Annotated in this window: 25 protein-coding genes; 20 read left to right on the top strand and 5 right to left on the bottom strand. The window is 62.5% G+C overall.

Going from position 1 to position 25,263, the window contains the following annotated elements:
• The first annotated feature begins 35 nt into the window (after positions 1 to 35).
• Together IC609_RS07605 and hprK are read left to right on the top strand one after the other, a co-directional pair.
• Positions 36 to 503 (top strand): PTS sugar transporter subunit IIA, encoded by a 468-nt coding sequence (locus IC609_RS07605; RefSeq protein WP_191818795.1) that lies wholly within the window; start codon positions 36 to 38, stop codon positions 501 to 503.
• Positions 504 to 525: 22 nt separating this feature from the next.
• Entirely contained in the window at positions 526 to 1,467 is a 942-nt protein-coding gene (gene hprK / locus IC609_RS07610) for an HPr(Ser) kinase/phosphatase (protein WP_191818796.1), read from the top strand.
• A gap of 6 nt (positions 1,468 to 1,473) precedes the next feature.
• On the opposite strand, the gene fur is transcribed toward hprK, so the two are convergent.
• The gene (gene fur / locus IC609_RS07615; protein ID WP_191818797.1) at positions 1,474 to 1,902 is read right to left on the bottom strand and encodes a ferric iron uptake transcriptional regulator; all 429 of its coding nucleotides are present in this window, start codon (positions 1,900 to 1,902) and stop codon (positions 1,474 to 1,476) included.
• Positions 1,903 to 1,984: 82 nt separating this feature from the next.
• On the opposite strand from fur, the gene IC609_RS07620 reads away from it, so the two are divergent.
• The 10 genes from IC609_RS07620 to IC609_RS07665 all read left to right on the top strand — a co-directional run bounded on the left by IC609_RS07620 (position 1,985) and on the right by IC609_RS07665 (position 13,701).
• Complete coding sequence (locus IC609_RS07620) at positions 1,985 to 2,527, top strand: outer membrane protein assembly factor BamE (protein ID WP_191818798.1); 543 nt, start codon at positions 1,985 to 1,987, stop codon at positions 2,525 to 2,527.
• Positions 2,528 to 2,570: 43 nt separating this feature from the next.
• Positions 2,571 to 3,386 (top strand): 4-hydroxy-tetrahydrodipicolinate reductase, encoded by an 816-nt coding sequence (dapB, locus tag IC609_RS07625; protein ID WP_191818799.1) that lies wholly within the window; start codon positions 2,571 to 2,573, stop codon positions 3,384 to 3,386.
• Positions 3,387 to 3,410: 24 nt separating this feature from the next.
• The gene (locus IC609_RS07630; RefSeq protein ID WP_191818800.1) at positions 3,411 to 4,055 is read left to right on the top strand and encodes a MotA/TolQ/ExbB proton channel family protein; all 645 of its coding nucleotides are present in this window, start codon (positions 3,411 to 3,413) and stop codon (positions 4,053 to 4,055) included.
• Positions 4,056 to 4,058: 3 nt separating this feature from the next.
• Positions 4,059 to 4,490 (top strand): ExbD/TolR family protein, encoded by a 432-nt coding sequence (locus tag IC609_RS07635; protein WP_191818801.1) that lies wholly within the window; start codon positions 4,059 to 4,061, stop codon positions 4,488 to 4,490.
• 157 nt (positions 4,491 to 4,647) lie between these two features.
• On the top strand, positions 4,648 to 7,416 hold the full coding sequence (leuS, locus tag IC609_RS07640) for a leucine--tRNA ligase (protein ID WP_191818802.1): 2,769 nt from the start codon (positions 4,648 to 4,650) through the stop codon (positions 7,414 to 7,416).
• 4 nt (positions 7,417 to 7,420) lie between these two features.
• Positions 7,421 to 7,957 (top strand): LPS-assembly lipoprotein LptE, encoded by a 537-nt coding sequence (locus IC609_RS07645; RefSeq protein WP_191818954.1) that lies wholly within the window; start codon positions 7,421 to 7,423, stop codon positions 7,955 to 7,957.
• Positions 7,958 to 7,963: 6 nt separating this feature from the next.
• Positions 7,964 to 9,016, top strand: coding sequence for a DNA polymerase III subunit delta (holA, locus tag IC609_RS07650; protein WP_191818803.1), 1,053 nt, complete (start codon positions 7,964 to 7,966; stop codon positions 9,014 to 9,016).
• A gap of 33 nt (positions 9,017 to 9,049) precedes the next feature.
• Positions 9,050 to 10,330: a glutamate-5-semialdehyde dehydrogenase gene (locus tag IC609_RS07655; RefSeq protein WP_191818804.1), complete on the top strand. Its 1,281-nt coding sequence runs from the start codon at positions 9,050 to 9,052 to the stop codon at positions 10,328 to 10,330.
• An 84-nt stretch (positions 10,331 to 10,414) separates the two neighbouring features.
• Positions 10,415 to 11,710: a glutamate--cysteine ligase gene (gshA, locus tag IC609_RS07660; RefSeq protein ID WP_191818805.1), complete on the top strand. Its 1,296-nt coding sequence runs from the start codon at positions 10,415 to 10,417 to the stop codon at positions 11,708 to 11,710.
• Positions 11,711 to 11,832: 122 nt separating this feature from the next.
• On the top strand, positions 11,833 to 13,701 hold the full coding sequence (locus IC609_RS07665) for a potassium transporter Kup (protein WP_191818806.1): 1,869 nt from the start codon (positions 11,833 to 11,835) through the stop codon (positions 13,699 to 13,701).
• A gap of 17 nt (positions 13,702 to 13,718) precedes the next feature.
• Here the strand turns inward: IC609_RS07665 and asd are convergent, their stop codons facing one another.
• A complete protein-coding gene (asd, locus tag IC609_RS07670) occupies positions 13,719 to 14,576 on the bottom strand; it encodes an archaetidylserine decarboxylase (protein ID WP_191818807.1) in 858 nt (285 codons plus the stop codon).
• A 184-nt stretch (positions 14,577 to 14,760) separates the two neighbouring features.
• Here asd and IC609_RS07675 point away from each other — a divergent pair, with 184 nt between their 5' ends.
• From IC609_RS07675 to IC609_RS07685, 3 genes are read left to right on the top strand one after another with little or no spacing between them, the layout of a single operon-like run.
• Complete coding sequence (locus tag IC609_RS07675) at positions 14,761 to 15,252, top strand: 2TM domain-containing protein (protein WP_191818808.1); 492 nt, start codon at positions 14,761 to 14,763, stop codon at positions 15,250 to 15,252.
• 54 nt (positions 15,253 to 15,306) lie between these two features.
• Positions 15,307 to 16,236 carry an ATP-binding cassette domain-containing protein gene (locus IC609_RS07680; RefSeq protein ID WP_191818809.1) on the top strand — a complete coding sequence of 310 codons (930 nt, stop codon included), beginning with the start codon at positions 15,307 to 15,309 and terminating at the stop codon, positions 16,234 to 16,236.
• Between the two features lie 3 nt (positions 16,237 to 16,239).
• Positions 16,240 to 17,046: an ABC transporter permease gene (locus IC609_RS07685; protein ID WP_191818810.1), complete on the top strand. Its 807-nt coding sequence runs from the start codon at positions 16,240 to 16,242 to the stop codon at positions 17,044 to 17,046.
• Positions 17,047 to 17,148: 102 nt separating this feature from the next.
• Here the strand turns inward: IC609_RS07685 and IC609_RS07690 are convergent, their stop codons facing one another.
• The 3 genes from IC609_RS07690 to IC609_RS07700 all read right to left on the bottom strand — a co-directional run bounded on the left by IC609_RS07690 (position 17,149) and on the right by IC609_RS07700 (position 19,960).
• Positions 17,149 to 17,979 (bottom strand): nucleotidyl transferase AbiEii/AbiGii toxin family protein, encoded by an 831-nt coding sequence (locus IC609_RS07690; protein ID WP_191818811.1) that lies wholly within the window; start codon positions 17,977 to 17,979, stop codon positions 17,149 to 17,151.
• The gene (locus IC609_RS07695; RefSeq protein ID WP_408611013.1) at positions 17,976 to 18,560 is read right to left on the bottom strand and encodes a type IV toxin-antitoxin system AbiEi family antitoxin domain-containing protein; all 585 of its coding nucleotides are present in this window, start codon (positions 18,558 to 18,560) and stop codon (positions 17,976 to 17,978) included. Before IC609_RS07695 ends, IC609_RS07690 begins: the two co-directional genes overlap by 4 nt.
• Positions 18,561 to 18,715: 155 nt before the next feature.
• A complete protein-coding gene (locus IC609_RS07700; RefSeq protein ID WP_191818813.1) occupies positions 18,716 to 19,960 on the bottom strand; it encodes a glycosyltransferase family 4 protein in 1,245 nt (414 codons plus the stop codon).
• Positions 19,961 to 20,096: 136 nt separating this feature from the next.
• Here IC609_RS07700 and IC609_RS07705 point away from each other — a divergent pair, with 136 nt between their 5' ends.
• From IC609_RS07705 to IC609_RS07725, 5 genes are all read left to right on the top strand, one after another.
• Positions 20,097 to 20,945, top strand: a complete 849-nt coding sequence (locus tag IC609_RS07705; protein ID WP_191818814.1) for a 3-hydroxybutyryl-CoA dehydrogenase — start codon at positions 20,097 to 20,099, stop codon at positions 20,943 to 20,945.
• A 53-nt stretch (positions 20,946 to 20,998) separates the two neighbouring features.
• A complete protein-coding gene (locus IC609_RS07710; protein ID WP_191818815.1) occupies positions 20,999 to 21,805 on the top strand; it encodes a crotonase/enoyl-CoA hydratase family protein in 807 nt (268 codons plus the stop codon).
• A gap of 137 nt (positions 21,806 to 21,942) precedes the next feature.
• Positions 21,943 to 22,710 (top strand): metallophosphoesterase family protein, encoded by a 768-nt coding sequence (locus IC609_RS07715; RefSeq protein WP_191818816.1) that lies wholly within the window; start codon positions 21,943 to 21,945, stop codon positions 22,708 to 22,710.
• On the top strand, positions 22,707 to 24,143 hold the full coding sequence (locus tag IC609_RS07720) for a bifunctional serine/threonine-protein kinase/universal stress protein (RefSeq protein WP_191818817.1): 1,437 nt from the start codon (positions 22,707 to 22,709) through the stop codon (positions 24,141 to 24,143). The genes IC609_RS07715 and IC609_RS07720 overlap by 4 nt, the downstream gene beginning before the upstream one ends.
• A 27-nt stretch (positions 24,144 to 24,170) precedes the next feature.
• A complete protein-coding gene (locus IC609_RS07725; protein WP_191818818.1) occupies positions 24,171 to 25,193 on the top strand; it encodes a serine/threonine protein kinase in 1,023 nt (340 codons plus the stop codon).
• The last annotated feature ends 70 nt before the right edge of the window (positions 25,194 to 25,263 follow it).

Genomic DNA, 25,263 nt, shown 5'->3' on the forward strand with positions numbered 1-25,263 from the left:
GGGAGCTGGCAAGAGGTGCATAATCCGCCTCGACCATGAATCGACTCTCGTCCATCCTGCCCGTCGCCCAAGTTCTTGTCGGGGTTGAGGCCACCAGCAAGAAGCGTGCTTTTGAAGAAGCCGGGCTTTTGTTCGAGAACCTGCACGGCTTGTCCCGCGCACTGGTCACCGACAGCCTGTTTGCCCGCGAACGTCTGGGCTCCACCGGCCTTGGTCATGGCGTGGCCATCCCGCATGGCCGCATCAAAGGCCTGAAAGCACCCATGGCCGCAGTTTTCCAGCTGGCGCAGCCTATTGGGTTTGATGCCCCGGACGAATTGCCGGTGAATTTGCTGATTTTCCTTTTGGTGCCCGAAGCGGCCACCCAAAAGCACCTCGAAATCCTGTCAGAAATCGCCGAGCTGCTGTCTGACAGCGCTTTGCGCGAAAACATCAAGTCCAGCGCTTCACAGCAAGTGCTGCACCAGCTGATCGCCCAGTGGCGTTCGGCCCAGGCCGCCTGAACCGTTCGCCGGACTTTGCGCCATGAAGCCCACCGTGGTCAGTGCCGATGTCCTGTTTGAAGACCACCGAGCCCAGCTCAAATGGCAGTGGGTGGCGGGTCTGGGGGCTTCGGAGCGCCGTTTTGACGAGGTGGCTGTGCGTGAAGCCACGTCGGGCGCCGATTTGGTCGGTTACCTGAACTACATCCACCCCTACCGGGTCCAGATCCTGGGGCCCCGCGAGGTGGCCTACCTCACCAACTCGACCCCGGAAGACTGCGCACGGCGCATTGCGCGCATCGTGACGCTGGAGCCCCCGGTGCTGGTGCTGTCCGATGGGCAGACAGCGCCCGATGCCCTGTTGTCCATGTGCGAGCGTGCCCAGATCCCGATGTTCTCCACCCAGGAGTCATCGGCGTTTGTGATCGACGTGCTGCGTGCTTACCTCTCCAAGCACTTTGCCGACCGCACCACCATGCATGGAGTGTTCATGGACATTCTGGGCCTGGGCGTGCTGATCACCGGCGAGTCGGGTTTGGGCAAGAGTGAGCTGGGGCTGGAGCTGATTTCTCGCGGCAACGGCTTGGTGGCTGACGACGCCGTTGACCTGTACCGCATCAATCAGACCACCATCGAGGGGCGTTGCCCCGACTTGCTGCAAAACCTGCTGGAAGTGCGCGGCATTGGTCTGCTGGACATCCGCGCCATCTTTGGCGAGACGGCAGTGCGCCGCAAGATGCGACTCAAGCTGATCGTGCATTTGGTGCGCCGCGAAACCCTGGAGCGAGATTACGAACGCTTGCCCACCGAGCCGCTGACCCAGGTGGTTCTGGGAGTGCCTGTGCGCAAGGCGGTCATCCAGGTGGTGGCTGGGCGCAACATCGCCGTGCTGGTGGAGGCTGCCGTGCGCAACACCATTTTGCAGATGCGCGGCATCGACACGTACCAGGATTTCATCGATCGCCAGCGCCGGGCGATGGAATAAGCCCGCTCAACGCTGGCGGTGCGGGCAGGGGTTTTGCGTGCAGTGGGCGTACAGGCTCAGCGCATGGTCCGCGATCACAAAACCTTTGGCCTGCGCCACCGCTTGCTGCCGCTGCTCGATTTCGGGGTCATAGAACTCCTCCACCCGCCCGCAGTCCAGGCACACCATGTGGTCGTGGTGTTGCCCTTCGTTGAGTTCATAGACGGCCTTGCCGCTTTCAAAATGGTTGCGGCTCAGGATGCCCGCCTGCTCGAATTGGGTCAGCACCCGGTAGACAGTGGCCAGGCCAATGTCGGCATTGTCATTGAGCAGCTGCCGGAACACGTCCTCCGCAGTCATGTGCCGCTGCCCCCCGCGCTGGAAAACGTCCAGAATTTTCATGCGCGGCACGGTGGCCTTGAGCCCGTTGCTTTTGAGTTCTTCGATCTGGATCATGGGTTTCGGGTTTCCTGAAAGGGGCCGCTGAATTTGAATCCTGCCGCTACAATGACCGGATCATATCGGTGTGCCTCCAAACATGACAGCTATACGGACTTTTCGCTTCTTTGGCGCTTGTGTGGCCATCGTTAGCCTGACGGCGGGCCTGGTGGGCTGCGGCGGCTTCCAAAACCCCTGGAGTCAGGACACCTTCAAGCCTTATGTGCCCGAGGTGGTGCAAGGCAACTTTGTGTCCAAAGAGCAGCGCCAGGCGCTGCGCATCGGCATGCCGCGCTCGCAAGTGCGCGATGTGCTCGGTACCCCGCTGGTGTCCAGCCTGTTCCATGCCGACCGTTGGGACTACGCTTTCAGCATCAAGCGCCAGGGTGTGCCTGAACAGAAATTTCACCTGACGGTCACATTCAAAAACGAAGCCCTGGCTGACATCGAAGGCGATGAGCTGCCCAGCGAGGCCGAATTCGTGCAGCGTCTGTCCAGCGGCCGCAAACCGGCCAGGGTGCCCACCCTGCAGGCCAGCGAAGAGCAGCTGAGCAAATTCCCGCCTGCTCGCCCAGTGGCTCAGCCACAAACCGCTCCGGCGCTGCCTGCCAGTTACCCGCCCCTCGAAGCCCCCGCCCGCTGATCTGGTGGGCGGCGGGGTTTTCTGACCTTTTTCCTTTTTCCAAATGACCGCAATTCCTGATTTGCCCATTGCCGTGGCCGGTGCCACGGGTCGCATGGGCCACATGCTGATCGAGGCCATCCTGGCCGCCGACGACACCCGCCTGGCTGGTGCGCTCGACATCGCCGGCAGCCCGGCGCTCGGGCAAGATGCCTCGGCTTGGCTCGGACAGACCTCGGGCGTGGCGGTGTCGTCGGATCTGCATGCAGGCCTCAAAAACGCCCGTTTCCTGATCGACTTCACCCGCCCCGAAGGCACACTGGCACACCTGAAGGTTTGCCGCGAGCTGGGCGTCAAGGCCGTGATCGGCACCACCGGCTTCTCCGATGCCCAAAAGGCCGAGATCGCCGACATCGCCAAGGACATCGCCATCGTCATGGCGCCCAACATGAGCGTGGGTGTGAACGTGACGTTGAAGCTGTTGCAGATGGCGGCGCAGGCCCTCTCTACCGGCTACGACATCGAAATCATCGAAGCCCACCATCGTCATAAAGTCGATGCGCCTTCGGGCACCGCCCTCAAGATGGGCGAAGTGATCGCCGAAGCCATTGGCCGCGACCTCAAAGAGTGCGCTGTCTACGAGCGCTACGGCCACACAGGTGAGCGCGACCCGTCCACCATCGGGTTTTCCACCATCCGGGGCGGCGACATTGTGGGCGACCACACGGTCTTGTTTGCCGGGATCGGCGAACGTATTGAAGTGACCCACAAATCCTCCAGCCGTGCGACCTATGCCCAGGGCAGCCTGCGCGCCGTGCGTTTCTTGGCCAAGCAACAGCGTGGCTTGTTCGACATGTTCGACGTGCTCGGCCTGCGCTGATCCTTTGTCAGAGTGCCGCTGGCCATGAACCTGAACGACTTCCTCACCCACAGCGATGCCGTCACCTTGACTTTGGCCGCGCTGCTGCTGGCTTTGTCGGTGGCCAGTTGGGTGGTGATGGTCTGGAAGTGGCGCCTGCTCTCACGCGCCAGTCTCGATGTGCGCCGCAGCATCGCCGCGTTCTGGCAGGCCCCGGCTTTTGATGTGGCCCGCCAACGGGTGGGCCAGTTTGACCGCGACGCCTGCGTGGCGCCCTTGCTCGACGCCACGCTCTTGCCCGTGGGCGGCACACTCGCCAGCGCTGCGGACCGCCATCAGCAACTCACCCGCGTCTTGCGCGATGCTCTGAATGCCGTCGTGCGGCGCTTGCAGTGGGGCCAGCTGCTGCTGGCCACGGCGGGCTCCACCTCACCTTTCATTGGCCTCTTGGGCACCGTGCTGGGCATCTTCAACGCCCTGACTGGCATGGCCGAAGCCGGGCAGCTGACCATTGACAAAGTGGCCGGACCTGTTGGCGAAGCTCTGGTCATGACCGCCGTGGGCCTGGCGGTGGCCATTCCGGCTGTGCTCGGCTACAACCTGCTGGGACGACGCATCGGTCAGATCGAGGCCGAACTCGAAGGCTTTGCCCACGACGTGCGGGGCCTGCTGACCGAAGAACGAAGCTGAGCCATGTCGTTCGGTCGCCTGGAGTCTTCCAAAAACCCTGCGCCCATGAGCGACATCAACGTCACTCCCATGGTGGACGTGATGCTGGTGCTGCTGGTGATCTTCATCCTCACCGCGCCGCTGCTGACCAGCGCCATCCGCCTGGACCTGCCCCAGGGAGAGGCCACCCAGTCCGGCCAGGCCCCGCAGTCGGTCACGCTCGTGGTCAATGCCCAAGGCGCGCTGTTCTTCAATGACCAGCCGGTGACCTCCGACGAACTGCGCACCCGCCTGCAAGAAACCGCCCAACGCAACCCCGAGACCGAAGTGCAGCTGCGCGCTGACCAGGCCATCACCTATGGCCGCGTGGTTGAGGTCATGGGTTTGGCCCAGCAGGCTGGGCTCTCTCGCATCGGCTTCGTTGCAGAAGCCCCGCGATCCACCCCCTCCCGTTGAATACGGCTTGCAAGTGCTGCAAGCGCTGAGGGTGGGCGGCTTGGGCAACGATGTTGAGCCTGCGTCTGAGGCGCCCGAGCCGCACACCCTCAGCGCTCCCCGAGACCCATCAATAAGCCGATTCAGCCCCTCCTGCCCCTCTACAATTGGGCCCATCATGCAAGACAAGTACACCCACCTCGACGTCGAAGCCGCCGCACAAGCCCGCTGGACGGCCCGCGACGCCTACCGCGTCACCGAAGACATCAGCAAAAAGAAGTTTTACGCCTGCTCCATGCTGCCCTACCCCAGCGGCAAGCTGCATATGGGCCACGTGCGCAACTACACCATCAACGACATGCTCACGCGCCAGTTGCGCATGCGCGGCTACAACGTGCTCATGCCCATGGGCTGGGACGCCTTTGGCCTGCCCGCCGAAAACGCGGCGCTCAAGAACAAGGTGCCGCCCGCCAAGTGGACCTACGAAAACATCGCCTACATGAAAAAGCAGATGCAGGCGATGGGTCTTGCCATCGACTGGTCGCGTGAAGTGGCCACCTGCGATCCGACGTATTACAAGTGGAACCAGTGGCTGTTCCTCAAGATGCTGGAAAAAGGCATCGCCTACCGCAAGACCCAGATCGTCAACTGGGACCCGGTGGACCAGACTGTGCTCGCCAACGAGCAGGTGATCGACGGCAAAGGCTGGCGCACGGGCGCGCCCGTTGAAAAGCGCGAAATCCCCGGCTACTACCTCAACATCACCTCGTACGCGCAAGAGCTGCTGGACCATGTTCAGATCGGTAACGAGAAGGCGACGCTGGACGGCTGGCCCGACAAGGTCCGCCTGATGCAGGAAAACTGGATCGGCAAGTCCGAGGGCGTGCGCTTTGCATTCACGCACGACATCAAGGATGCCGCTGGTCAGCTCATTGGCGACGGTAAGATGTATGTCTTCACCACCCGCGCCGACACCATCATGGGTGTGACGTTTTGCGCGGTGGCTGCAGAGCACCCTCTGGCGCTGCATGCTGCGGCCAACAACCCGGCCTTGGCTGCCTTCCTCGAAGAATGCAAAACCGGCGGTACCACCGAAGCCGAGCTGGCCACGCAAGAGAAAAAGGGCATGCCCACGGGCTTGTTCGTCACGCACCCATTGACGGGCGCGAAGGTCGAAGTGTGGGTGGGCAACTATGTGCTCATGAGCTACGGCGACGGCGCCGTGATGGGCGTGCCTGCGCACGACGAGCGCGATTTTGCGTTTGCCTTGAAATACGCTTTGCCGATCAAGCAGGTTGTCGGTGCACGTGCTCCGGCCTTGTCGTCGCCTGCGTCGGGCGCCTCAGACGCAAGCTCAACATCGTTGCCCAACGCAGGCAACGCCAAGGCCTCTGAGGTCTTCGATGCGACCGCATGGTCCGAGTGGTACGCCACCAAGGACGGTGTATGTGTCAACTCCGGCGAACTCGATGGCTTGAACCAGAAGGCCGCCGTCACCAGGGTGGCCGAACTGCTCGCTGCCAAAGGCCTGGGCGAGAAGAAAACCACCTGGCGTCTGCGCGACTGGGGGGTCAGCCGCCAGCGCTACTGGGGCACGCCGATCCCGATCATCCATTGCGACGAACACGGCGCGGTGCCGGTGCCGGAAAAAGACCTGCCGGTGGTGCTGCCGCAGGACTGCATTCCTGACGGCTCGGGCAACCCGCTGCACAAGCACGAAGGTTTCCACGCGGGCGTGACCTGCCCGGTGTGCGGCAAACCTGCCCGCCGCGAGACCGACACCATGGACACCTTTGTGGATTCGTCCTGGTATTTCATGCGCTATTGTGATCCGACCAACCCCGACAAGATGGTGGCCGAAGGTGCGGATTACTGGATGCCGATGGACCAATACATCGGCGGCATCGAGCATGCGATCCTGCACCTGCTGTACGCGCGTTTCTGGACCAAGGTCATGCGCGATCTGGGTTTGGTCAAGGTGGACGAGCCCTTCAGCAAGCTGCTGACGCAGGGCATGGTGCTCAACCACATCTATTCGCGCCGCACCGCCAAGGGTGGCAAAGACTACTTCTGGCCGCACGACGTCGAGCATGTGCTGGACGACACAGGCAAAGTGGTGGGCGCCAAGCTCAAGAACGAGGCCGAGAGCAGCGATGGCCGCTTACCCGTGGGCACCGCCATCGACTACGAAGGCGTGGGCACCATGTCCAAGTCCAAGAACAACGGCGTGGACCCGCAGGACCTGATTGAAAAATACGGCGCCGACACGGCCCGCCTGTACACCATGTTCACCGCGCCGCCCGAAGCCACGCTGGAGTGGAACGATGCGGCCGTGGAGGGCAGCTACCGCTTCCTGCGCCGCGTGTGGAACTTCGCGGCCAAGAACGAAGCCCTGCTCAAGAAGGGCATTGCCGTGGATCGCAGCCAGGATGTGGCTTTCGGCAAGGCCGCCAAGGCGCTGCGCCTGGACATCCACACCGTGCTCAAGCAGGCCAACTACGACTACGAGCGCATGCAGTACAACACCGTCGTCTCGGCGGTGATGAAGATGCTCAACACGCTCGAAGATGTGCAGCTGGCTGACAGCGCCGAGGACGCCGCTGCGCTGGCCGAGTGTTTCTCGATCCTGCTGCGCGTGCTGTATCCGGCTTGTCCGCACATCACCGACCAGCTCTGGAACGAACTGGGCTACGCCGCGTGCTGCGGCGACCTGCTCGACGTGGCCTGGGCCGGCGTGGACGAGTCTGCGTTGCAGCGCGACGAGATCGAGCTCATGCTGCAGATCAACGGCAAGCTGCGCGGCTCAATCCTGGTGCCTGCCAGTGCCGACAAGTCACAGATCGAAGCGGCTGCACTGGCCAGTGAAGCTTTCGTCAAGCAGGCCGAAGGCGCTGCGCCCAAGAAGGTCATCGTGGTGCCCGGTCGCTTGGTCAACGTGGTGCTCTGACGTGATGCGTCGTCGCCTGTTCTCGCTGGGAGCGATGGCTGCGGTCCTGACGGGCTGCGGCTTCAAGCTGCGCCAGACGGGCGACTACCCGTTCAAAAGCCTGTACGCCAACTTCCAGCTCAACTCACCGCTGGGCTCCGAGTTGCGCCGCAACCTGCTGGGCACGGGTAAGATCGAGTTGTTGACCGACCCTGCCCAGATGTCCAAGGCCGATGTGATCCTCGACATCCTGAGCGAGGTGCGCCAGCCCGTGGTGGTGGGCCTGAACGCCTCCGGCCAGGTGCGCGAGATGCAGCTGCGCTTGCGTGTGAATTTCCGGCTGCGTACCCCCTCGGGCGATGAACTCATCGAGCCGGTCGAGATGTACCAGCAGCGCGACCTGAGCTTCACCGAAGTGGCGGCCCTGTCCAAGGAAATCGAGCAAGCCATGTTGTTCCGTGACATGCAGCTCGACATCGTGCAGCAGATCATGCGCCGATTGGCTGCCGTCAAACCGCGCAAGCCGCTGGCTGCTCCTGCGGCCGCAGCGTCCCAACCCTGACGCACCATGCAACTGGCCCTTCCCCAGCTTGGCGCCCACCTGCAAAAGGGCCTGCGCAGCCTCTACACCCTGCACGGGGATGAACCCCTGTTGATGCAGGAGGCGGCCGATGCCATCCGTGCAGCTGCCCGCGCCCAGGGCTACACCGAACGCACGGTGCACACGGTGCAGGGCGCGCATTTTGACTGGAGCGAGGTGCTGGCTGCAGGCGGCTCCCTGAGCCTGTTTGCCGACAAGCAAATCGTTGAAGTGCGCATCCCTTCGGGCAAACCCGGCAAGGAGGGCAGCCCGGCCATCCAGCAATTGGCCGAATCGGCCCAGGGCAACGATTCAACCTTGACCCTGTTCATGCTGCCCAGGCTCGACGCCGCGACCCGCAAGGGGGCCTGGTTTGGCGCGCTCGACAACATGGGCGTGACCATCCCGGTCGACAACATCGAGCGTCAGGCCCTGCCCACCTGGATCGCCCAGCGCCTGCAGCAGCAAGGCCAGAGCGTGGTGGCGGGAGAAGAAGGTCAGCGCACGCTGCAGTTCTTTGCCGACCGGGTCGAAGGTAATTTGCTCGCGGCCCACCAGGAGGTGCAAAAGCTCGGCCTGCTGTACCCGCCGGGCGAGCTCGGCTGGGACCAGATCGAGGCGGCGGTGCTCAATGTGGCCCGTTACGACGTCTTCAAGCTGTCCGAGGCCGTGCTCTCGGGCCAGGTGGCCAGGGTGCAGCGCATGCTCGATGGTTTGCAGGCCGAGGGCGAGGCCGCCGTGCTGGTGCACTACACGCTGGCCGAAGACATCCGCGCCTTGAAGCGTGTGAAAGATGCCATGGCCGCAGGCAAACCCTTGCCCATGGCCCTGAAAGAGCAACGCATCTGGGGCCCGCGTGAGCGCCTGTTTGAGCGCGTGCTGCCCTGCCTGAGCGAAGCGCGGCTCAACAACCTGCTGCAGTCGGCGCACCAGGTGGACGGCATCGTCAAAGGCCTCAAAGTGCCCGAATGGCCCACCGATGGCTGGCAGGCGCTGCAACGCCTGGCGCTGCGTTTTTCGCGCATGTGCATGGCGCGCTGAACGCCCACCCCGGGCATCTGCGAAAATCGGGGCATGAACGCCTCCAACACCACCGAGACCCTGCAGGCCCTGGGCCTGCAAGCCAAACAGGCGTCCGCCCTGATGGCCAAGGCCTCTGCCGCTGTCAAGAACAACGCTCTGCGCCGCTTGGCTGCACTTTTGCGCGAGAACACCGACGCCTTGCAAGTCGACAACGCCAAAGACCTGGCCCGTGCCCAGGCCAATGGCTTGGCCGAACCCATGGTCGACCGCTTGCGCCTGACCCCCAAGGTGCTGGAGACCTGCGCCCAAGGCTGCGAGCAGTTGGCGGCCATGCCCGATGTGATTGGCGAGATCCTGGGCATGAAGCAGATGCCCAGCGGCATCCGTGTGGGCCAGATGCGGGTGCCGATTGGCGTGTTTGGCATGATTTTCGAGAGCCGCCCGAACGTGACCATCGAGGCGGCCAGCCTGTCGATCAAGAGCGGCAACGCCTGCATCCTGCGCGGCGGTTCGGAAGCCATCGAGTCCAACAAGGCGCTGGCGCTGCTGGTGCAGCAGGCCCTGACCGAGAGCGGCCTGCCCGTCAACGCGGTGCAGCTGGTGCAGACCACCGACCGTGCGGCCGTGGGCCAGCTGATCGCCATGCCCGAGTTTGTGGACGTCATCATCCCGCGCGGCGGTAAGGGCTTGATCGAGCGCATCAGCGCCGAAGCCAAGGTGCCCGTCATCAAACACCTGGACGGCAACTGCCACACCTATGTGGACGAGCCCTGCGACATCGACATGGCGGTCCGCGTGGCCGACAACGCCAAGACGCAAAAGTACAGCCCTTGCAATGCCAGCGAAAGCCTGTTGGTGGCAAAGGGCGTGGCGGCTGAGTTCCTGCCCAAGATCGGCGCCATCTATGCCGCCAAAGGCGTCGAGATGCGTTGCTGCCCGAAGGCCAAGGCCATCCTCAGCCAAGTCGCCGGGGCCCATTTGAAAGACGCCACCGAGCAGGACTGGTCCGAGGAATACCTGGCACCCATCATCAGCGTCAAGGTGGTCGAAGGGGTGGACGAGGCGATTGCCCACATCAACCACTACAGCAGCCACCACACCGAAGCCATCTTGACCCGCGACCACATGCACGCCCAGCGCTTTTTGCGCGAGGTGGACTCGTCCAGCGTCATGGTCAATGCCAGCACGCGTTTTGCCGATGGCTTTGAATATGGTTTGGGGGCCGAGATCGGCATCAGCACCGACAAGTTCCACGCCCGGGGTCCGGTGGGCATCGAAGGCCTGACCTCGCTCAAGTACGTGGTGCTGGGCGAAGGTGAAATTCGCCACTGAGCGGCGGTCTCCTGTCCGGTTGGCGCTTGCCTTGCGCCAAACCGCCCCCATATGATCCCTTTGTTTTTGTTCTGAAGGTCGCCCATGGTCCCGCATCTCGTCACCGCTCTGAACGGCCCCATCAATGAGCTGGAGCAGCGCATTCTCGATTCGATGCCCGCCATCGAGCGCTGGTTCCGTCTGGAATGGATGGAGCACACCCCGCCGTTCTACAGCTCGGTCGACATCCGCAATGCGGGCTTCAAGCTCGCCCCGGTGGACACCAACCTCTACCCAGGCGGCTGGAACAACCTGACCCACGAAATGTTGCCCCTGGCGGTGCAGGCGGCGCAGGCGGCCATCGAGAAGATCTGCCCCGAGGCCAAGAACCTGCTGATCATTCCCGAGAACCACACGCGCAACACCTTCTACCTGACCAACGTGCTGCAGCTGCAGCGCATCTTCCACATGGCGGGCCTGAACGTGCGCATCGGCTCGATCAACCCCGAGATCAAGGAAAGCACCGACATCCTGCTGCCCAATGGCGAGACCATCCGGCTCGAACCCGTGGTGCGCACCAAGCGCCGCCTGGGCCTCAAGGATTTCGACCCCTGCACCATCCTGCTCAACAACGACCTGTCTGCGGGCGCGCCGGGCATTCTGGAAGAGCTGCACGAGCAGTTTTTGTTGCCACCCCTGCACGCGGGCTGGAGCGTGCGCCGCAAGACGCGCCACTTCCAAAGCTACGAAGAGGTGGCCAAGCGCTTTGGCAAGTTGCTGGGCATCGACCCCTGGTTGATCAACCCCATGTTCAACCAGTGCGGCGATGTGAATTTCGCCGAAGGCACGGGCATCGAGTGCCTGCGCAGCAACGTGGACGCGCTGCTGACCAAGATCCGGCGCAAGTACAAGGAATACGGCATCAACGAAAAGCCGTTTGTGGTCGTCAAGGCCGACAACGGGACGTATGGCATGGGCATCATGACCGTGCGCGATGTGGCCGACCTGGACCAGCTCAACCGCAAGACCCGCAACAAGATGAGCGTCATCAAGGACGGCCAGACCGTCAACGACGTGATCATCCAGGAGGGCGTGCTGACCAACGAGCGCATGAATGACGCCGTGGCCGAGCCCGTGGTCTACATGATGGACCGCTATGTGGTCGGCGGCTTCTACCGCGTCCACGCCGAGCGCGGTGTGGACGAAAACCTCAACGCCCCGGGCGCGAGCTTTGTGCCATTGGCTTTTGCAGAGAGTGCGCACTTACCTCAGCCTGGCATCAAGCCCGGTGCGAGCGTGCCCAACCGCTTTTACATGTACGGCGTGGTGGGCCGCCTGGCCATGTTGGCCGCCAGTTACGAGCTGGAAGCGACCGACCCCGAGGCCGAGGTCTACGATTAAGTCTTTCAGGTTCAGTTGTTGCGCTGCAACATTTTTCAGGGCAATCGGTGACAGCGATGCCTGACAAGCGCACAATTTGAGACTTGTCTTTTGATGGCCCGGCCTGGTCCGGGCTTTTTAGTGTGTCTTCTACAAAATCCTCACTCGCCGCCCTGACCCTGGGGGCCATTGGCGTGGTTTACGGCGATATCGGCACCAGTGTGCTGTACGCGATGAAAGAGGTTTTCGGCTCGGGTCACGTCCCCTTCACGCCAGAAAACGTCTACGGCATCCTTTCCATCTTCTTCTGGACCCTGACGACCATCGTCTCGCTCAAGTACGTGTTGCTGGTGCTGCGGGCCGACAACCACGGTGAGGGCGGCCTGGTGGCCATGCTGGCGTTGGCGTCCCAGGCGGTGAAGGACAAACCGGAATTGCGCAAATTGCTGCTGGCGGTCGGTATTTTCGGGACGTGCCTGTTTTACGGCGATGGCGTCATCACCCCGGCGATCTCGGTCTTGTCGGCCGTGGAAGGCCTGGAAGTCATTTCCCCCAATTTCAAGAAATCGGTCATCCCGCTCACGCTGGTGATCCTGTTCCTGCTGTTCTGGGTGCAAAAGCGTGGCACGGCAGGCATTGGCCAATTTTTTGGCCCCATTACCTTGATCTGGTTTGCCGCCATTGCTGTGCTGGGTGTCTCGCACATCGTCGAACGCCCAGAAATTTTGCTGGCCATCAGCCCGCACTATGCGCTGGGCTTCATCTGGGACCAGCCGGGCATCACCTTCATCATCCTGGGCGCGGTGGTGCTCTGCGTCACGGGCGGCGAAGCGCTTTATGCCGACATGGGCCACTTTGGCAAAAAGCCCATCCGTCTGGCCTGGTTCAGCGTGGTCATGCCCAGCCTGACGCTCAACTACTTTGGCCAGGGCGCATTGCTGCTCGCACATCCTGAGGCCAAGGAGAACCCCTTCTTCATGATGGCTCCGGACTGGGCCCTGTTGCCCCTGGTGGGCCTGGCCACCATGGCCACGGTGATTGCTTCGCAGGCACTGATTTCGGGCGCCTTCAGCGTGACCAAGCAGGTCATCCAGCTGGGCTACCTGCCGCGCCTGCAGGTGCTGCACACCAGCGAGACCGACACGGGCCAAATCTACATGCCTTTTGTGAACTGGGGCCTGTTTGCCGCCATCGTGATGGCGGTGGTCATGTTCAAGTCATCCAGCAACCTGGCTGCAGCTTATGGCATTGCCGTGTGCACCGACATGCTGATCACCACGGTGCTCACCTTCTTCGTGATCCGATACGCCTGGAAGATGCCGCTGCTGCTGTGCATAGGCGCGACCGGCTTTTTCTTCGTGGTCGATCTGGCTTTCTGGGCGTCCAACCTGCTCAAGCTGTTTGACGGCGGCTGGTTCCCCTTGCTAATTGGCGCAGCCGTGTTCACGCTCATGCTGACCTGGCACGATGGCCGACGCCTGCTCAATGAATCGTTGCGCTCCGATGCGCTGCGACTGACGGACTTTTTGGAAGCCGTCTTCATCGCCCCCCCCACGCGCGTCGAAGGCACTGCGGTGTTCTTGACGGCCGAGACAGGTGCGGTGCCCAACGCGCTGCTGCACAACCTCAAGCACAACAAGGTGCTGCATGAGCGCAATCTGTTTGTCACTGTGCGCAGCCACGAAGTGCCGCGCATGGATGCCGACAAGCGCCTGGACGTGACCTCGCTGGGGCATGACTGCTGGCAAGTCATCGTCAACTACGGCTTCAAGGACAACCCCGATCTGCCCTCGGCCTTGGCCACCATCGAGGGCGACGGCTACAAGCTGGACCCCATGCTGACCAGCTACTTCCTGTCACGCGACATCGTGATCCCCACCATTGGCGGGGGCATGGCCCAGTGGCGTGAAAAACTCTTTGCCCAAATGCACCACAATGCCAGCGCTGCGGCCGAGTTTCTGAACCTGCCCACCAACGCGGTGGTCGAGCTGGGCTCCAAGATCGAAATTTGATCGGGGTCAGAGCCCAATCAACGCAACGAACCCATCGCCTCGCCCATCACGATGGGGCGGGTGGGTGTCCAGTCCTTGTTGAACTGCATCACCCCTTTGGGGAACAGCATCACCACGGTGGAGCCGAGCAAAAAGCGGCCCATCTCTTCGCCTTGGGCCAGGGCGATGTTGCCCATCTCGTAGGCCCACTCGCGCACCGTACCCGGACGCGGTGGGTTGACCACCCCGTGCCACACGGTGGCCATGCTGCCCACAATGGTGGCGCCCACCAGCACCATCACAAATGGGCCGTGCGCGCCTTCAAACACACAGACCACCCGCTCGTTGCGGGCAAACAAACCCGGCACGCCGCGTGCCGTGGTCGGGTTCACTGAAAACAGGTCGCCCGGCACGTAAATCATGCGCGTCAGCCGTCCCGCGCAAGGCATGTGGATACGGTGGTAGTCGCGTGGGCTGAGGTACAGCGTGGCAAATTCGCCGTCCTGGAACTGCGCAGCCAGTGCGGCGTCGCCGCCCACCAGCGCCTGGGTGCTGTAACTGTGCCCCTTGGCCTGAAACACCTGATCACCTGCGATCGGACCGCACTGGCTGATGGCGCCGTCCACCGGGCTGACGAAAGTCGCTGTCGCCAGGGGGCGCGCATCGCCGCGCAAAGGGCGGGTGAAGAACTCGTTGAAGCTCTTGTAGCTGGCCGTGTCCGGGTTGGCGGCTTCGCTCATGTTCACGTTGTAGCGACGCACAAAACGGTCAATGATGCCGGTGGTCACGCCACCCCACTGGCTGCCCGCCACCCAGCCCGCGAACGCGGTCAGGGCTTGTTTGGGGATCAAGTACTGCGGCAAAACCGCCAGGCGGTCAGAAAAGGAGCTGGACATGAGGGGGCCGCCAAAGCGGTTCAGGACAATGCCCTGATTTTATCGGTGGTACCGTGTCAGCCCCGGTGCGCCAGCAGATAGCGCATGTTTGTCAGGCAGCTGTCGTGTCCGTGTCGTGGCCCTGACGTGGCGTGGACGGTGGGGCGGCAACAAAATGCAAATCCAGTTGTCCAGGAGGAAAAAGATGTTGATTCAGAAATTGCGCCTGCAAAAAGGCTGGTCCCAGCAGCAACTGGCTGACCTGAGTGGTCTGAGCGTGCGCACCATCCAGCGCATCGAGCAGGGCCAGCCGGCCAGTCCAGAGTCTCTCAAATCCCTGGCAGCGGTTTTTGAAATTCCGTTCACTGACCTGAAGGAGCCTGCCATGTCCGCCACCGAAATCACCCCCTTGCCCCACCCACCTGAAAATGAGAGCGCCGAAGAAATCCTGGCATTACGGCATGTGCGCAAGCTCAAGGGTTTCTATATCCATCTGGCGCAGTACCTCATCATCATGTTGGCCTTGCTTGTCATCAACCTGCTCACTCGCCCTCAGTACCTCTGGGTGGTTTGGCCTGCTCTGGGTTGGGGCATTGGGGTTTTGTTGCATGCCCTGCGTGTATTTGAACGATGGAGTCCTCTCGGGGCCCAATGGGAGAAAGCGCAGGTTGAAAAGCGATTGGGCCGGAAACTCTGAAGAGGTTGTCATCCACGGGCTGAAAGCCGATGCTCACACAGGCACAATCCTGGCATGAACACCCCTTTGCTTTCGGTCGATCACCTGGTCAAGCGCTACGGCCAGACCACGGTGGTCAATGACCTGTCTTTCCATATCAACCCGGGCGAATGCCTGGGCGTCATCGGCCCCAATGGTGCGGGCAAAACCACCACGCTGCGCATGTGCCTGGGCTTGTCTGAGCCGGGCAGCGGCAGCATCGCCTACTTTGGCGGTCAACAGATGCCGCAAGACGCCCTGGCCATCAAGGCGCGGCTGGGCGTGGTGGCGCAGATGGACACGCTGGACCCCGACTTCACTGCTGAAGAAAACCTCTTGGTCTTTGGCCGCTACTTTGGCCTGCCAGACGCCACCATCCGTGAGCGCATTCCGAAGCTGCTGGAGTTCGCGGCCCTCAGCCACAAGGCCAAGGCCAAACCGGGCGAGCTGTCGGGCGGCATGAAGCGGCGCTTGAGCCTGGCCCGCGCACTGATCAATGAGCCGCGCCTCTTGATGCTGGACGAGCCCACCACGGGCCTGGACCCGCAAGCGCGGCACCTGATGTGGGAGCGCCTGCAAGTGCTATTACAAGAAGGCAAGTCCATCTTGCTCACCACCCACTTCATGGACGAGGCCGAGCGTTTGTGCTCACGCCTGTTGGTGCTGGACCAAGGCCGCAAGATCGCCGAAGGCACACCGCGAGATTTGATTGCCCAACACCTGGAGCCCGAAGTGGTGGAGGTATTTGGCCAAGGTGCTGTGGCGCTGGCGCAAGAAGCCAGCCTCAAGGCGCTGGCGCAGCGCGTTGAAGTCAGTGGCGAAACCGTGTTTTTCTACACACACGACAGCCGTTCCTTGTTGAACGCTTTGCAGGCTTGGCCCGCGCTGCGCACGCTGCACCGCCCTTCCAACCTGGAAGACCTGTTCTTGAAATTGACCGGACGCCAGATCCGCGAGGAGGGCTGATCCATGAGCCAAATTCAAAACAATCTTTGGGCCGCGCCGCGCCTGTCCATGCGCTGGTGGCCTGTGTTTCAGCGCAACTGGCTGGTCTGGAAAAAACTCGCCATCCCCAGCCTGGTGGGCAACATCGCCGAACCGCTGATGTGGCTGGTAGCCTTTGGTTACGGCCTGGGCTCGTTGGTCGGTCAGATCGAGCTGGGCGGCGAAAAGGTGCCTTACATCCTCTTCTTGGCCAGTGGCAGCATCTGCATGAGCGCCATGAACGCGGCGACCTTTGAGGCGCTGTACTCGGCGTTTTCGCGCATGCACGTGCAAAAAACCTGGGACGGCATCATGAACGCCCCGGTGCGCCTCGATGACGTAGTGCTCGCTGAAATGCTCTGGGCCGCCTTCAAGTCGCTGTTCACCGTCACCGCCATCCTGGGCGTGATGCTGGCTCTGGGCATCAGCCACAGCTGGAAGCTTTTGGTGGCGTGGCCCGTGCTGCTGGGTGTGGGCATCACCTTCAGCTGCATGGCGCTGATCTTCAACGCGCTGGCCAAAGGCTACGACTTCTTCACCTATTACTTCACCCTGTTCCTCACGCCCATGATGTTTCTCTCGGGCATCTTCTTTCCGCGTGACCAGCTGCCGCCCATCGTGCGCGCGATCGCCGATTGGCTGCCGCTGTCGGCTGCGGTGGAGCTGGTGCGCCCGCTCTTCATGGACCGCTGGCCCGAACACGCCCTGCGCCATGGGCTGGTGCTGGTGGTCTTCTCTGTGGCGTCGTTCTGGGTGGCGCTGGCCTTGACGAGGAAGCGGTTCAGGAGTTGATGCGGAAGGCACTGTCCTCAAGTTTGACAGCGCTGGCAGTTACTGAAGATAAAGGTCCATGAGATTGATTCGTTCCCGCTGCGGATTGCGCGTTGGCTTGTTTCAATTCACCAGCTTGCTTTGCAGTAGTGCAACGACCCTGCTCAACTCAGGCGCTTGAAGCTGGTTTTTTTGAATGAAGGATCGCCATTGCTTGATCTTTTGTGCGTCTTCACCAAAGGCAGAAGACAAACCCACCGGGGCTGATGCTGGCAAGGTCGTTTGACGACGCTGAAATGTTGCTGCAACGGCGGCTTTCAGCAGCGCTGAGTCAAAGTCCTGGGTGCTGAGCATGACCCACAAGTCGAAGTAGTCCTTGAGCCGGGTGTTGGCCATGCCCAGTGACACGATGGCCTCGAACTTTTCGGCCACCACGGTGTAACGCGGGTAGGTCCTGATGCGTGGTGCGGGCAACCCTTCGAGCATCACCGGGTAGTCTTCCAACTCTGGCGCAGGCGTGACCGCATCGCCGTAGCCAATGTCGATTTGCACCGGGCAGCGTGCGCCATCCAGATGGCCAATCAGTGTGACCCGCAAGCCCGAGTAGTTGGCCTCCTTGCGTATTTCGGCCACGCGGATGCTGTTGGCATCAAACACCACCCCGTCATCGCATGTGATGCCGCAAATTTCCTGAAAGGTTTGGTGCACCAAGGGTTCTTCAGCAAGGCCAAAGCCCAGCAAGTCGATGTCGCGGGTGGGGCGGTGGGGCACATCGAACCACACATCAAAAAGCAGCGCGCCCTTGAGCAGAAACTGATCTTTGCTGGGGGAGGTGCTCAGCCGGTAGAGCAGCCGCTCCAGACCGTAGCGCGTGAGCACCAGCGAAAAATCCAGCTTGTCGGCCTTGGCCTTGTTGAGCAGCCGAGCCCTGACCGATGCTGCCGTGTTGTTCATGCGCTCAGCCCTTCCAGATAGGGACGCATCACGTTGTGCACGCGGCAGATTTGCCCAAAGTGCCATAGCTCGTCCATCGTGACCCGCTTGGCGTGCCACGCTTCTTTCAGCGCTTCCAGTGCCACATCCAAACCAATCTTGTTGCGGTACTTGAAACAGTCGGCAATGGTTTTGGCCACGCTCGTGACACGGACTGGGATGCCTTCAATGTGGTGAACCTCAACGCCTTCGGTCAGGGCTGCACCACTGAATCGGACAGTGCGTACCGGCGGGTAGTCGGGTTGGGGCGCGCGGGCTTTGTTTCCCACGGCGATCCAGATTTCAAAAGGCGCCTGTGTGGTCAGTCCGTGAAAGGCCAGGGCGGACAGCAGGCACACCTGAACCTGCGGGTATTTGCTGGCGATTTCGGCCAAGCTCGCAAATTCAGTGGCTTGGCGTTGTGGCAGCGCGTACAAGCCGCGTGCCACTTTTTGGAGCAAACCTTTTCGGGCGAGTTGCGCCAGATATTGGCGCGAACGACCATGCGCTAGCGCGTCGCTGGGGCGCAGCAGCGCTTTGCTGGTGGAGTCTGAGGTGGGCATGATCATGCCAAGCATTATTTCATAATGTCGGTAGTTTTCAATAAACACCGACGATATGGGATAATTTGGATGGCGAACTCATCCGCGATGCATGGCACTGCATCGACAGTGTGGGGTTTCTTTTTGTCAACGCTGTCGACAAAATTTCGCGGGCGTTAACCCTCTGCCAACCCTTGCACCCATCCGATTTGCCTCGGCAAACAACGCGTTTCCAGATCGTAGTGCTCCACCGCAAACGCTCGCGCAGCAGCCCCCAGCCGCGCGCGCTCTGCCGGGTTTTCGCACAGCGCAAGCACCTGTTGCACCAGCGCTGCCGGGTCAAAAAAGTCGACCAGTTGCCCCGTCTCGCCGTGGCGGATGGCTTCGCGTACCGGGGCGGTGTCGCTGGCCACGATGGCGCAGCCTGCGCTCATGGCTTCGAGCAGGCTCCAGCTGAGCACAAAGGGGTAGGTCAGATACACATGCACGGTGGACACCTGCAGCACGCGCAGGTAGTCGGCATAGGGCACCTTGCCGACAAAGTGCACGCGTGACAGGTCCAGCTCGCCCTTGACTTCGTTCAGGAATATCTCGCGCCAGGTTTGGGCTTGGCCGCTCGGGCCTGCGGGCGGCGCGGCGCCGTAGCTGACCTCGTTGCCACCGATGATGACCACGCGGGCCTTGGGCCGCGCTTTTTGCAGCGCAGGCAGTGCCCGCATGAACTGGTGGTAACCCCGGTAGGGCTCCAGGTTGCGGTTGACGAAGGTGATGACTTCGTCGTCCTGGTCCAGTTGCAGCACGCCATTCGCGGTTTGCAAGCGGATGTGCGCCTTGGGGTCAGGGCAGACCAGATCGGTGCGGATGCCGTCGTGGATGACCGTGATGCGCGAGGCAAAGGGTTCAGGAAAGGTTGAGGCCTGCCAGTGCGTGGGCGCGATGCCCGCCTGCGCACGTGGAAAGTGCAGCTCGTAGTTGGCGTTTTTCATTTGCAGGCGGCAACCCACATCGGGGTCTGCGCCGGGGAACTCGGGGTCAAAGCCCACGTCGGCCCCCTGGGCCTGGTAGAAAAACTCGCAATAGATGCCGATGCGCGCCGTGGGCCAGACCTGCGACAAAAACAGGCTCTCACCCCAGGCGGGGTGGGCCACGATCACGTCGGGTGTGAAGCCGTCCTGCTGGAGCTGACGGGCGGCGCGGTAGGCCGCTTCGGCCCGGATGGTCTTGATTTCGAGGTCGCTCACCCAACGGTGGGTGCCTTGCCCAGGGCGGCCCTGGGGCTGGTAGCGCGCCAGCTGCACGCCGGGCAGGCTTGGGCAGGCGTTGATGTGCAGCGCCACCACACGGTGGCCGTGCCGCGCCAGGGCGGGGGCCAGATGCTTGAACTGGCCGGGAAAATTCTGGTGGACGAAAAGGATGTTCATGGTGCTCGAATCCGGGTTGAATCATCGCATGCCTGGCGGCCTGCGGGCGCGGTGTCAGGATGGCGTTTTTCGGCCCCGTTAAGATGGCTGTTGAATCCCCTTATTCCGATCTTTATCCCGTTTTGAAGGAACGAACATGAGCATCCAGACCGTAGGCATCATTGGCGCAGGCACCATGGGCAATGGCATCGCACAGGCGTGCGCTGTTTCGGGCATCCAAGTGGTGATGGTCGACATCTCGGACGCGGCCGTGGCCAAGGGTGTGGCCACCGTGGCGGGCAGCCTGGACCGCCTGGTCAAGAAGGAAAAGATCAGCGAAGCCGACAAGGCCGCTGCGCTGGGCCGCATCAAGGGCAGCTCCAGCTATGACGACCTTCAGGGGGCCCAGCTGGTCATCGAAGCCGCCACCGAAAACCATGAACTCAAGGTCAAGATCCTCAAGCAGCTCGACGGCATGCTGGCTCCCAACGTGCTGATCGCGTCCAATACCTCGTCGATCTCGATCACGCAACTGGCCGCCGCCACGCAGCGTGCTGACCGTTTCATCGGCATGCACTTCTTCAACCCCGTGCCGATGATGGCGCTGGTCGAAATCATCCGTGGTCTGCAGACCAGCGACGCCACCCACGACGCGGTGCACGAGCTGGCGCTGGCGCTGGGCAAGACGCCCATCACCGTCAAGAACGCCCCCGGCTTTGTGGTCAACCGCATCCTGGTGCCCATGATTAACGAAGCCTTCTTCGTGCTGGGCGAAGGTCTGGCCGAAGCCGAAGCCATTGACGCGGGCATGAAGCTCGGCTGCAACCAGCCGATTGGCCCGCTGGCGCTGGCCGACATGATCGGGCTGGACGTGTGCCTGGCCGTGATGGAGGTCTACCTCAAGGAGTTCGGCGACAGCAAATACCGCCCTAGCCCCTTGCTCAAAGAAATGGTCGCCGCAGGCCGCTTGGGCCGCAAGACCGGGCAGGGCGTTTACAAGTACTGAACTGTCGCGTCGGTGAATGTGGTGTGGGCGGTTGACGGCCTACCATGCCATGCATGAATACCACGCACCACCCCGAAGGCCAGATCGACTGCACCGTGCAAGGTGCAGTCCTGCAGATTTGCATCAACCGCCCGGCCAAGCGCAACGGCTTCACGCCCAAGATGTACCGCGAGCTGGGCGAGGCCTACACCCGGCTTGACGACGACCCCGCCCTGCGCGTGGGTGTGCTGTGCGCAGCGGGTGACCATTTCACGGCCGGGCTGGACTTGCCCACCATCGCACCGCTCATGAAGCGCGGCGAAAAAGCCGTGCCCTTGGGTCTGGTGGACCCGCTCAACCTGGGCATGGAAGGCTACCGGCGACGCACCAAACCCATGGTGGTGGCGGTGCAGGGCATCACCTACACGCTGGGCATTGAGCTCATGCTGGCCGCCGACATCGTGGTCGCGGCCGACGACTGCCGGTTCTCGCAGCTGGAGGTGCAGCGCGGCATCATGGCCACGGGCGGTGCCACGCTGCGCATGGCCGAGCGCGCGGGCATGGGCAACGCGCTTTTGCATTTGCTGACGGCCGACGTGTTTGACAGTGCAGAAGCCTTGCGCCTGCACTTTGTGCAAAAGGTGGTGCCCGCAGCAGGTTTGTTGGCCGAGGCCATGCGCATTGCCGAGATGATTGCCGCGCAAGCACCGCTGGCCGTGGTGGCCACACGCCAGAACGTGCTCAAGGGTGTGGAGCAAGGTCCCCTGGTGGCCATGCACGACTTCATTGCCGTTCAGAAAACGCTGTCCAACAGCGAAGACGCTGCCGAAGGCGTGCGCTCCTTTGTCGAAAAGCGTCCGGCCCGCTTCACCGGCCAGTGATCCTCAAAAGATGACGAGCTCAGCGTGATCCTGCTGTGTCTTGATGCGCATCAAGACCGGGACCGCCTGGGCAGTGCAAGCTTGGGCTCAGACACATCGTGGATGATGTGCCCATCACAAGACCCCCAGGAGACTTCATGAGGCTGGCCCTGCTGTCAGACCTGCACGCCAATCGGCAAGCGCTCAGCGCCTGTCTGGCCCACGCCCGGACGCAGGGCGTGGACTGCCATGCCTTTCTGGGTGATCTGGTGGGCTATGGTGCCGACCCGGTCTGGGTGATGGAGCAGGTGATGGCTTTGCAGGCGCAAGGGGCGCTGGTGATCCAGGGCAACCACGACGCCATGGCGGTCACGCCCCCACAAGGCGAGGTGTCGATGGGTTCAAGCACCGCCGACTGGACCCACCGCCAGCTGGGGGCTGACCACCGCCGATTTCTGGCCGACTTGCCATTGACCGCATCGCTGGAGCACCTCTTGCTGGTGCACGCCAGCGCCGACAAGCCTGAGACCTGGCGCTATGTGGACAGCGAGCGTGCAGCCTCGGTTTGCCTGGATGCGGCCCGCAGCCGGGGCACGGTGGCAGGGGTGGTTCAAAACCACATCCTGGTGGGCCATGTGCACCACCAGACTTTGTATTACCAGGGCGCTGGCCGCGACCTGATGCCCTTTAAACCCACCGTGGGTGTGGGTGTGCCTGTGCCGCGCCTGCGGGCTTGCGTGGCCACCGTGGGCTCGGTCGGGCAGCCGCGCGACGGCGATCCACGGGCCATGTACGCCGTGTACGACCTGGCCGCCGGGCGCTTGACTTTTCACCGGGTGGCCTATGACCACGCAGCGGCGGCGGCAGCCATCCGGCAGGCGGGTTTGCCTGAGTTTTTTGCCCAACGCTTGGAGACTGGACGTTGAAACTGCTGGACCCTGGCGCGCTGATCGACGGCTTTGAAATCGAGGAATGCCTGCACGCAGGCGGCATGGCGCACATCTACAAGGTGCGATACGCACCGGGTGCCGATGGCACACGCCGCGAGGCCGAGTTCCCGATGGCGATGAAAATCCCGCGCATGACGGCGGGTGACGGGGCTGAGAACATCGTGAGCTTCGAGGTCGAGCACCAGATCATGCCTGCGCTGACGGGCCCGCATGTGCCGCGCTTTGTGGCGGCGGGTGACCTGTCGCGCACCCCGTACCTGGTGATGGAGTACGTGCAGGGCCAGACCCTGGACCATTGGCTTGACAGGCCTGAGCCTTTGAGCCCGCAGGAGATGGCGCGTCTGGGCGCAGCGGTCGCCAAGGCCGCGCACAGCCTGCATCGGCAAAACGTGTGTCACCTGGACCTCAAGCCTGCCAACGTGCTGATCCGACCCGATGGCTCGGCACTGCTGCTGGACTTCGGTTTGTCGTGCCACGCCCACTACCCCGACCTGCTGGCCGAAGCCCTGCGCAAGGCGGTGGGCTCACCGATCTGGATCGCGCCCGAACAGGTGGTGGGGGTGCGTGGCGACCCGCGCAGTGATGTGTTTGCCATCGGCGTGATGCTGTACCAGCTGGCCACGGGCGAGACGCCGTTTGGCGAACCTGCCACGGCCGCAGGCATGCGACAGCGCTTGTGGATGGACCCGGTGCCGCCGCGCCAGCGCCGTCCCGATCTGCCCGAGTGGCTGCAGGAGGTCATCCTGCGATGCCTGGAGCCTGTGGCCGCGCAGCGTTACCCGTCGGCGGCGCATTTGGCGTTTGACCTGACGCACCCCGACGACGTTCGCGTCACCGACCGGGGCCGCCGCACCGAAGGCACTGGTTTTTGGGTTCACTTCAAGCGCTGGTTGCGTGCGGCAGGCATGCAGTACCAGCCCAGTCCGCTGCCTTCGCAGCAAATCGAGCAGGTGCCCATCGTCATGGTGGCAGTGCCCTATAAGGACGTGAGCGATGCCACGCTGTACTCCCTGCGCGAAGCGGTGGCGCGTTCGCTGGGCATCCGCCCCGGGGCGCGGTTGGCGTGCGTCACCGTCATCTCGCCCGGCGACACCAACGCCACCGACAACGCGCTAAGTGAGACGACCGTGCACCGCTGGCACCTCACGCGTTTGCAGCAGTGGGCGCAGCCACTCGACCTGGCGGACCACCAGACGTCTTTTCATGTGCTCGAAGCAGGCGATGTGGCCGATGCCATCGTCAAGTACGCCGGAGGCAACGCGGTCAGCATGATCATCATGGGGGCGGCCACGCATGGCCTGCAGATGCAGCGCTTGGTGGCCACGGTGCCGATCAAGGTGGCGATGGAAGCGCCTTGCACGGTGATCCTGGTCAAGCAAAGCCTGCCTTTTGAGCTGTTGGGCAGGTGATGCGCCTGGCTGCGCCACAATCGGTGCATGACCCAAGATCCCTCTGCGCGCCACCCTTATGCTGAACTCACCCCCGACAAGGTGATGGATGCCTTGTCAGGACTGGGTTTGTGGCCCGATGGTCGGCTGCTGGCGCTGAGCTCTTACGAAAACCGTGTGTACCGCGTGCACCTGGACGAGCCCGAGCAAGGGCACAGCGCGGTGGTGGTCAAGTTCTATCGCCCGGGACGTTGGAGTCGCGAGCAGATTCAGGAAGAACACGACTTTGCCGCTGAGCTGGTGGCGGGTGAGGTGCCTGTGGTGGCGCCATTGCAGATACAGGGGCGCACCCTGCACCATGCCGATGGCTTTGATTTTTCGCTCAGCCCCTTGCGTGGCGGGCGAGCACCCGAGCTGGATGACTTCGAGGTGCTCGAATGGATCGGCCGTTTTTTGGCCCGCATCCACACCGTGGGGTCTGCGCAAGCTTTCACGCACCGTCCAGCGCTGGATGTACAGACCTTTGCCAAAGAGCCCGCCGAGTGGCTGCAGACGCACCAGATGATTCCGCTGGAGGTCGAACGCGAGTGGTACACCGTCTATCAGCAGGCACTGGGCCTGATCGAGCAGGCGTTTGCAGATGACGCTTCTGAGCGTCGCATTTTGCGCTTGCATGGCGACTGCCACCCGGGCAACATTTTGTGGACACCCGCCGAGTTGCCTGGCGGAGGCCCGCACTTTGTGGACCTGGACGACGCCCGCATGGGCCCGGCCGTGCAGGACCTGTGGATGCTGCTGTCGGGCGACCGGGGGCAGCGCACGCAGCAGCTGTCGGCGCTGCTCGACGGCTACGAGCAGGTGCGCGATTTTGACCGTGCAGAGCTGCGCCTGATCGAGCCACTGCGCACCTTGCGTTTGATCCACTACAGCGCCTGGTTGGCGCGGCGCTGGGAGGACCCGATCTTCCCAATCAACTTTCCGTGGTTTGGCACACCCGACTATTGGCGCGGTCAGGTGCTCATGCTGCAAGACCAGATCGACGCGATGCAGGAGTCGGCTCTGGTGGTCTGAGCCTTGGATGGCGCCCTGTGCCAGAGTGTCTTGTGCTTGACAGTTTGTGCATGGATCAACCTGTACGCTG

The organism is Limnohabitans radicicola (assembly GCF_014837235.1).
Lineage (GTDB): Bacteria > Pseudomonadota > Gammaproteobacteria > Burkholderiales > Burkholderiaceae_C > Limnohabitans_A > Limnohabitans_A radicicola.

Coding starts and splice junctions, on each gene's coding strand:
- IC609_RS07725 (WP_191818818.1), top strand. CDS start 24,171: ATGACCCAAGATCCCTCTGCGCGCCACCCTTATGCTGAACTCACCCCC.
- IC609_RS07700 (WP_191818813.1), bottom strand. CDS start 19,960: ATGAACATCCTTTTCGTCCACCAGAATTTTCCCGGCCAGTTCAAGCAT.
- IC609_RS07680 (WP_191818809.1), top strand. CDS start 15,307: ATGAACACCCCTTTGCTTTCGGTCGATCACCTGGTCAAGCGCTACGGC.
- hprK (WP_191818796.1), top strand. CDS start 526: ATGAAGCCCACCGTGGTCAGTGCCGATGTCCTGTTTGAAGACCACCGA.
- IC609_RS07655 (WP_191818804.1), top strand. CDS start 9,050: ATGAACGCCTCCAACACCACCGAGACCCTGCAGGCCCTGGGCCTGCAA.
- IC609_RS07645 (WP_191818954.1), top strand. CDS start 7,421: ATGCGTCGTCGCCTGTTCTCGCTGGGAGCGATGGCTGCGGTCCTGACG.
- IC609_RS07605 (WP_191818795.1), top strand. CDS start 36: ATGAATCGACTCTCGTCCATCCTGCCCGTCGCCCAAGTTCTTGTCGGG.
- IC609_RS07695 (WP_408611013.1), bottom strand. CDS start 18,560: ATGCCCACCTCAGACTCCACCAGCAAAGCGCTGCTGCGCCCCAGCGAC.
- dapB (WP_191818799.1), top strand. CDS start 2,571: ATGACCGCAATTCCTGATTTGCCCATTGCCGTGGCCGGTGCCACGGGT.
- asd (WP_191818807.1), bottom strand. CDS start 14,576: ATGTCCAGCTCCTTTTCTGACCGCCTGGCGGTTTTGCCGCAGTACTTG.
- holA (WP_191818803.1), top strand. CDS start 7,964: ATGCAACTGGCCCTTCCCCAGCTTGGCGCCCACCTGCAAAAGGGCCTG.
- IC609_RS07715 (WP_191818816.1), top strand. CDS start 21,943: ATGAGGCTGGCCCTGCTGTCAGACCTGCACGCCAATCGGCAAGCGCTC.
- leuS (WP_191818802.1), top strand. CDS start 4,648: ATGCAAGACAAGTACACCCACCTCGACGTCGAAGCCGCCGCACAAGCC.
- IC609_RS07630 (WP_191818800.1), top strand. CDS start 3,411: ATGAACCTGAACGACTTCCTCACCCACAGCGATGCCGTCACCTTGACT.
- IC609_RS07690 (WP_191818811.1), bottom strand. CDS start 17,979: ATGAACAACACGGCAGCATCGGTCAGGGCTCGGCTGCTCAACAAGGCC.
- IC609_RS07675 (WP_191818808.1), top strand. CDS start 14,761: ATGTTGATTCAGAAATTGCGCCTGCAAAAAGGCTGGTCCCAGCAGCAA.
- gshA (WP_191818805.1), top strand. CDS start 10,415: ATGGTCCCGCATCTCGTCACCGCTCTGAACGGCCCCATCAATGAGCTG.
- IC609_RS07710 (WP_191818815.1), top strand. CDS start 20,999: ATGAATACCACGCACCACCCCGAAGGCCAGATCGACTGCACCGTGCAA.
- IC609_RS07635 (WP_191818801.1), top strand. CDS start 4,059: ATGTCGTTCGGTCGCCTGGAGTCTTCCAAAAACCCTGCGCCCATGAGC.
- IC609_RS07685 (WP_191818810.1), top strand. CDS start 16,240: ATGAGCCAAATTCAAAACAATCTTTGGGCCGCGCCGCGCCTGTCCATG.
- IC609_RS07620 (WP_191818798.1), top strand. CDS start 1,985: ATGACAGCTATACGGACTTTTCGCTTCTTTGGCGCTTGTGTGGCCATC.
- fur (WP_191818797.1), bottom strand. CDS start 1,902: ATGATCCAGATCGAAGAACTCAAAAGCAACGGGCTCAAGGCCACCGTG.
- IC609_RS07705 (WP_191818814.1), top strand. CDS start 20,097: ATGAGCATCCAGACCGTAGGCATCATTGGCGCAGGCACCATGGGCAAT.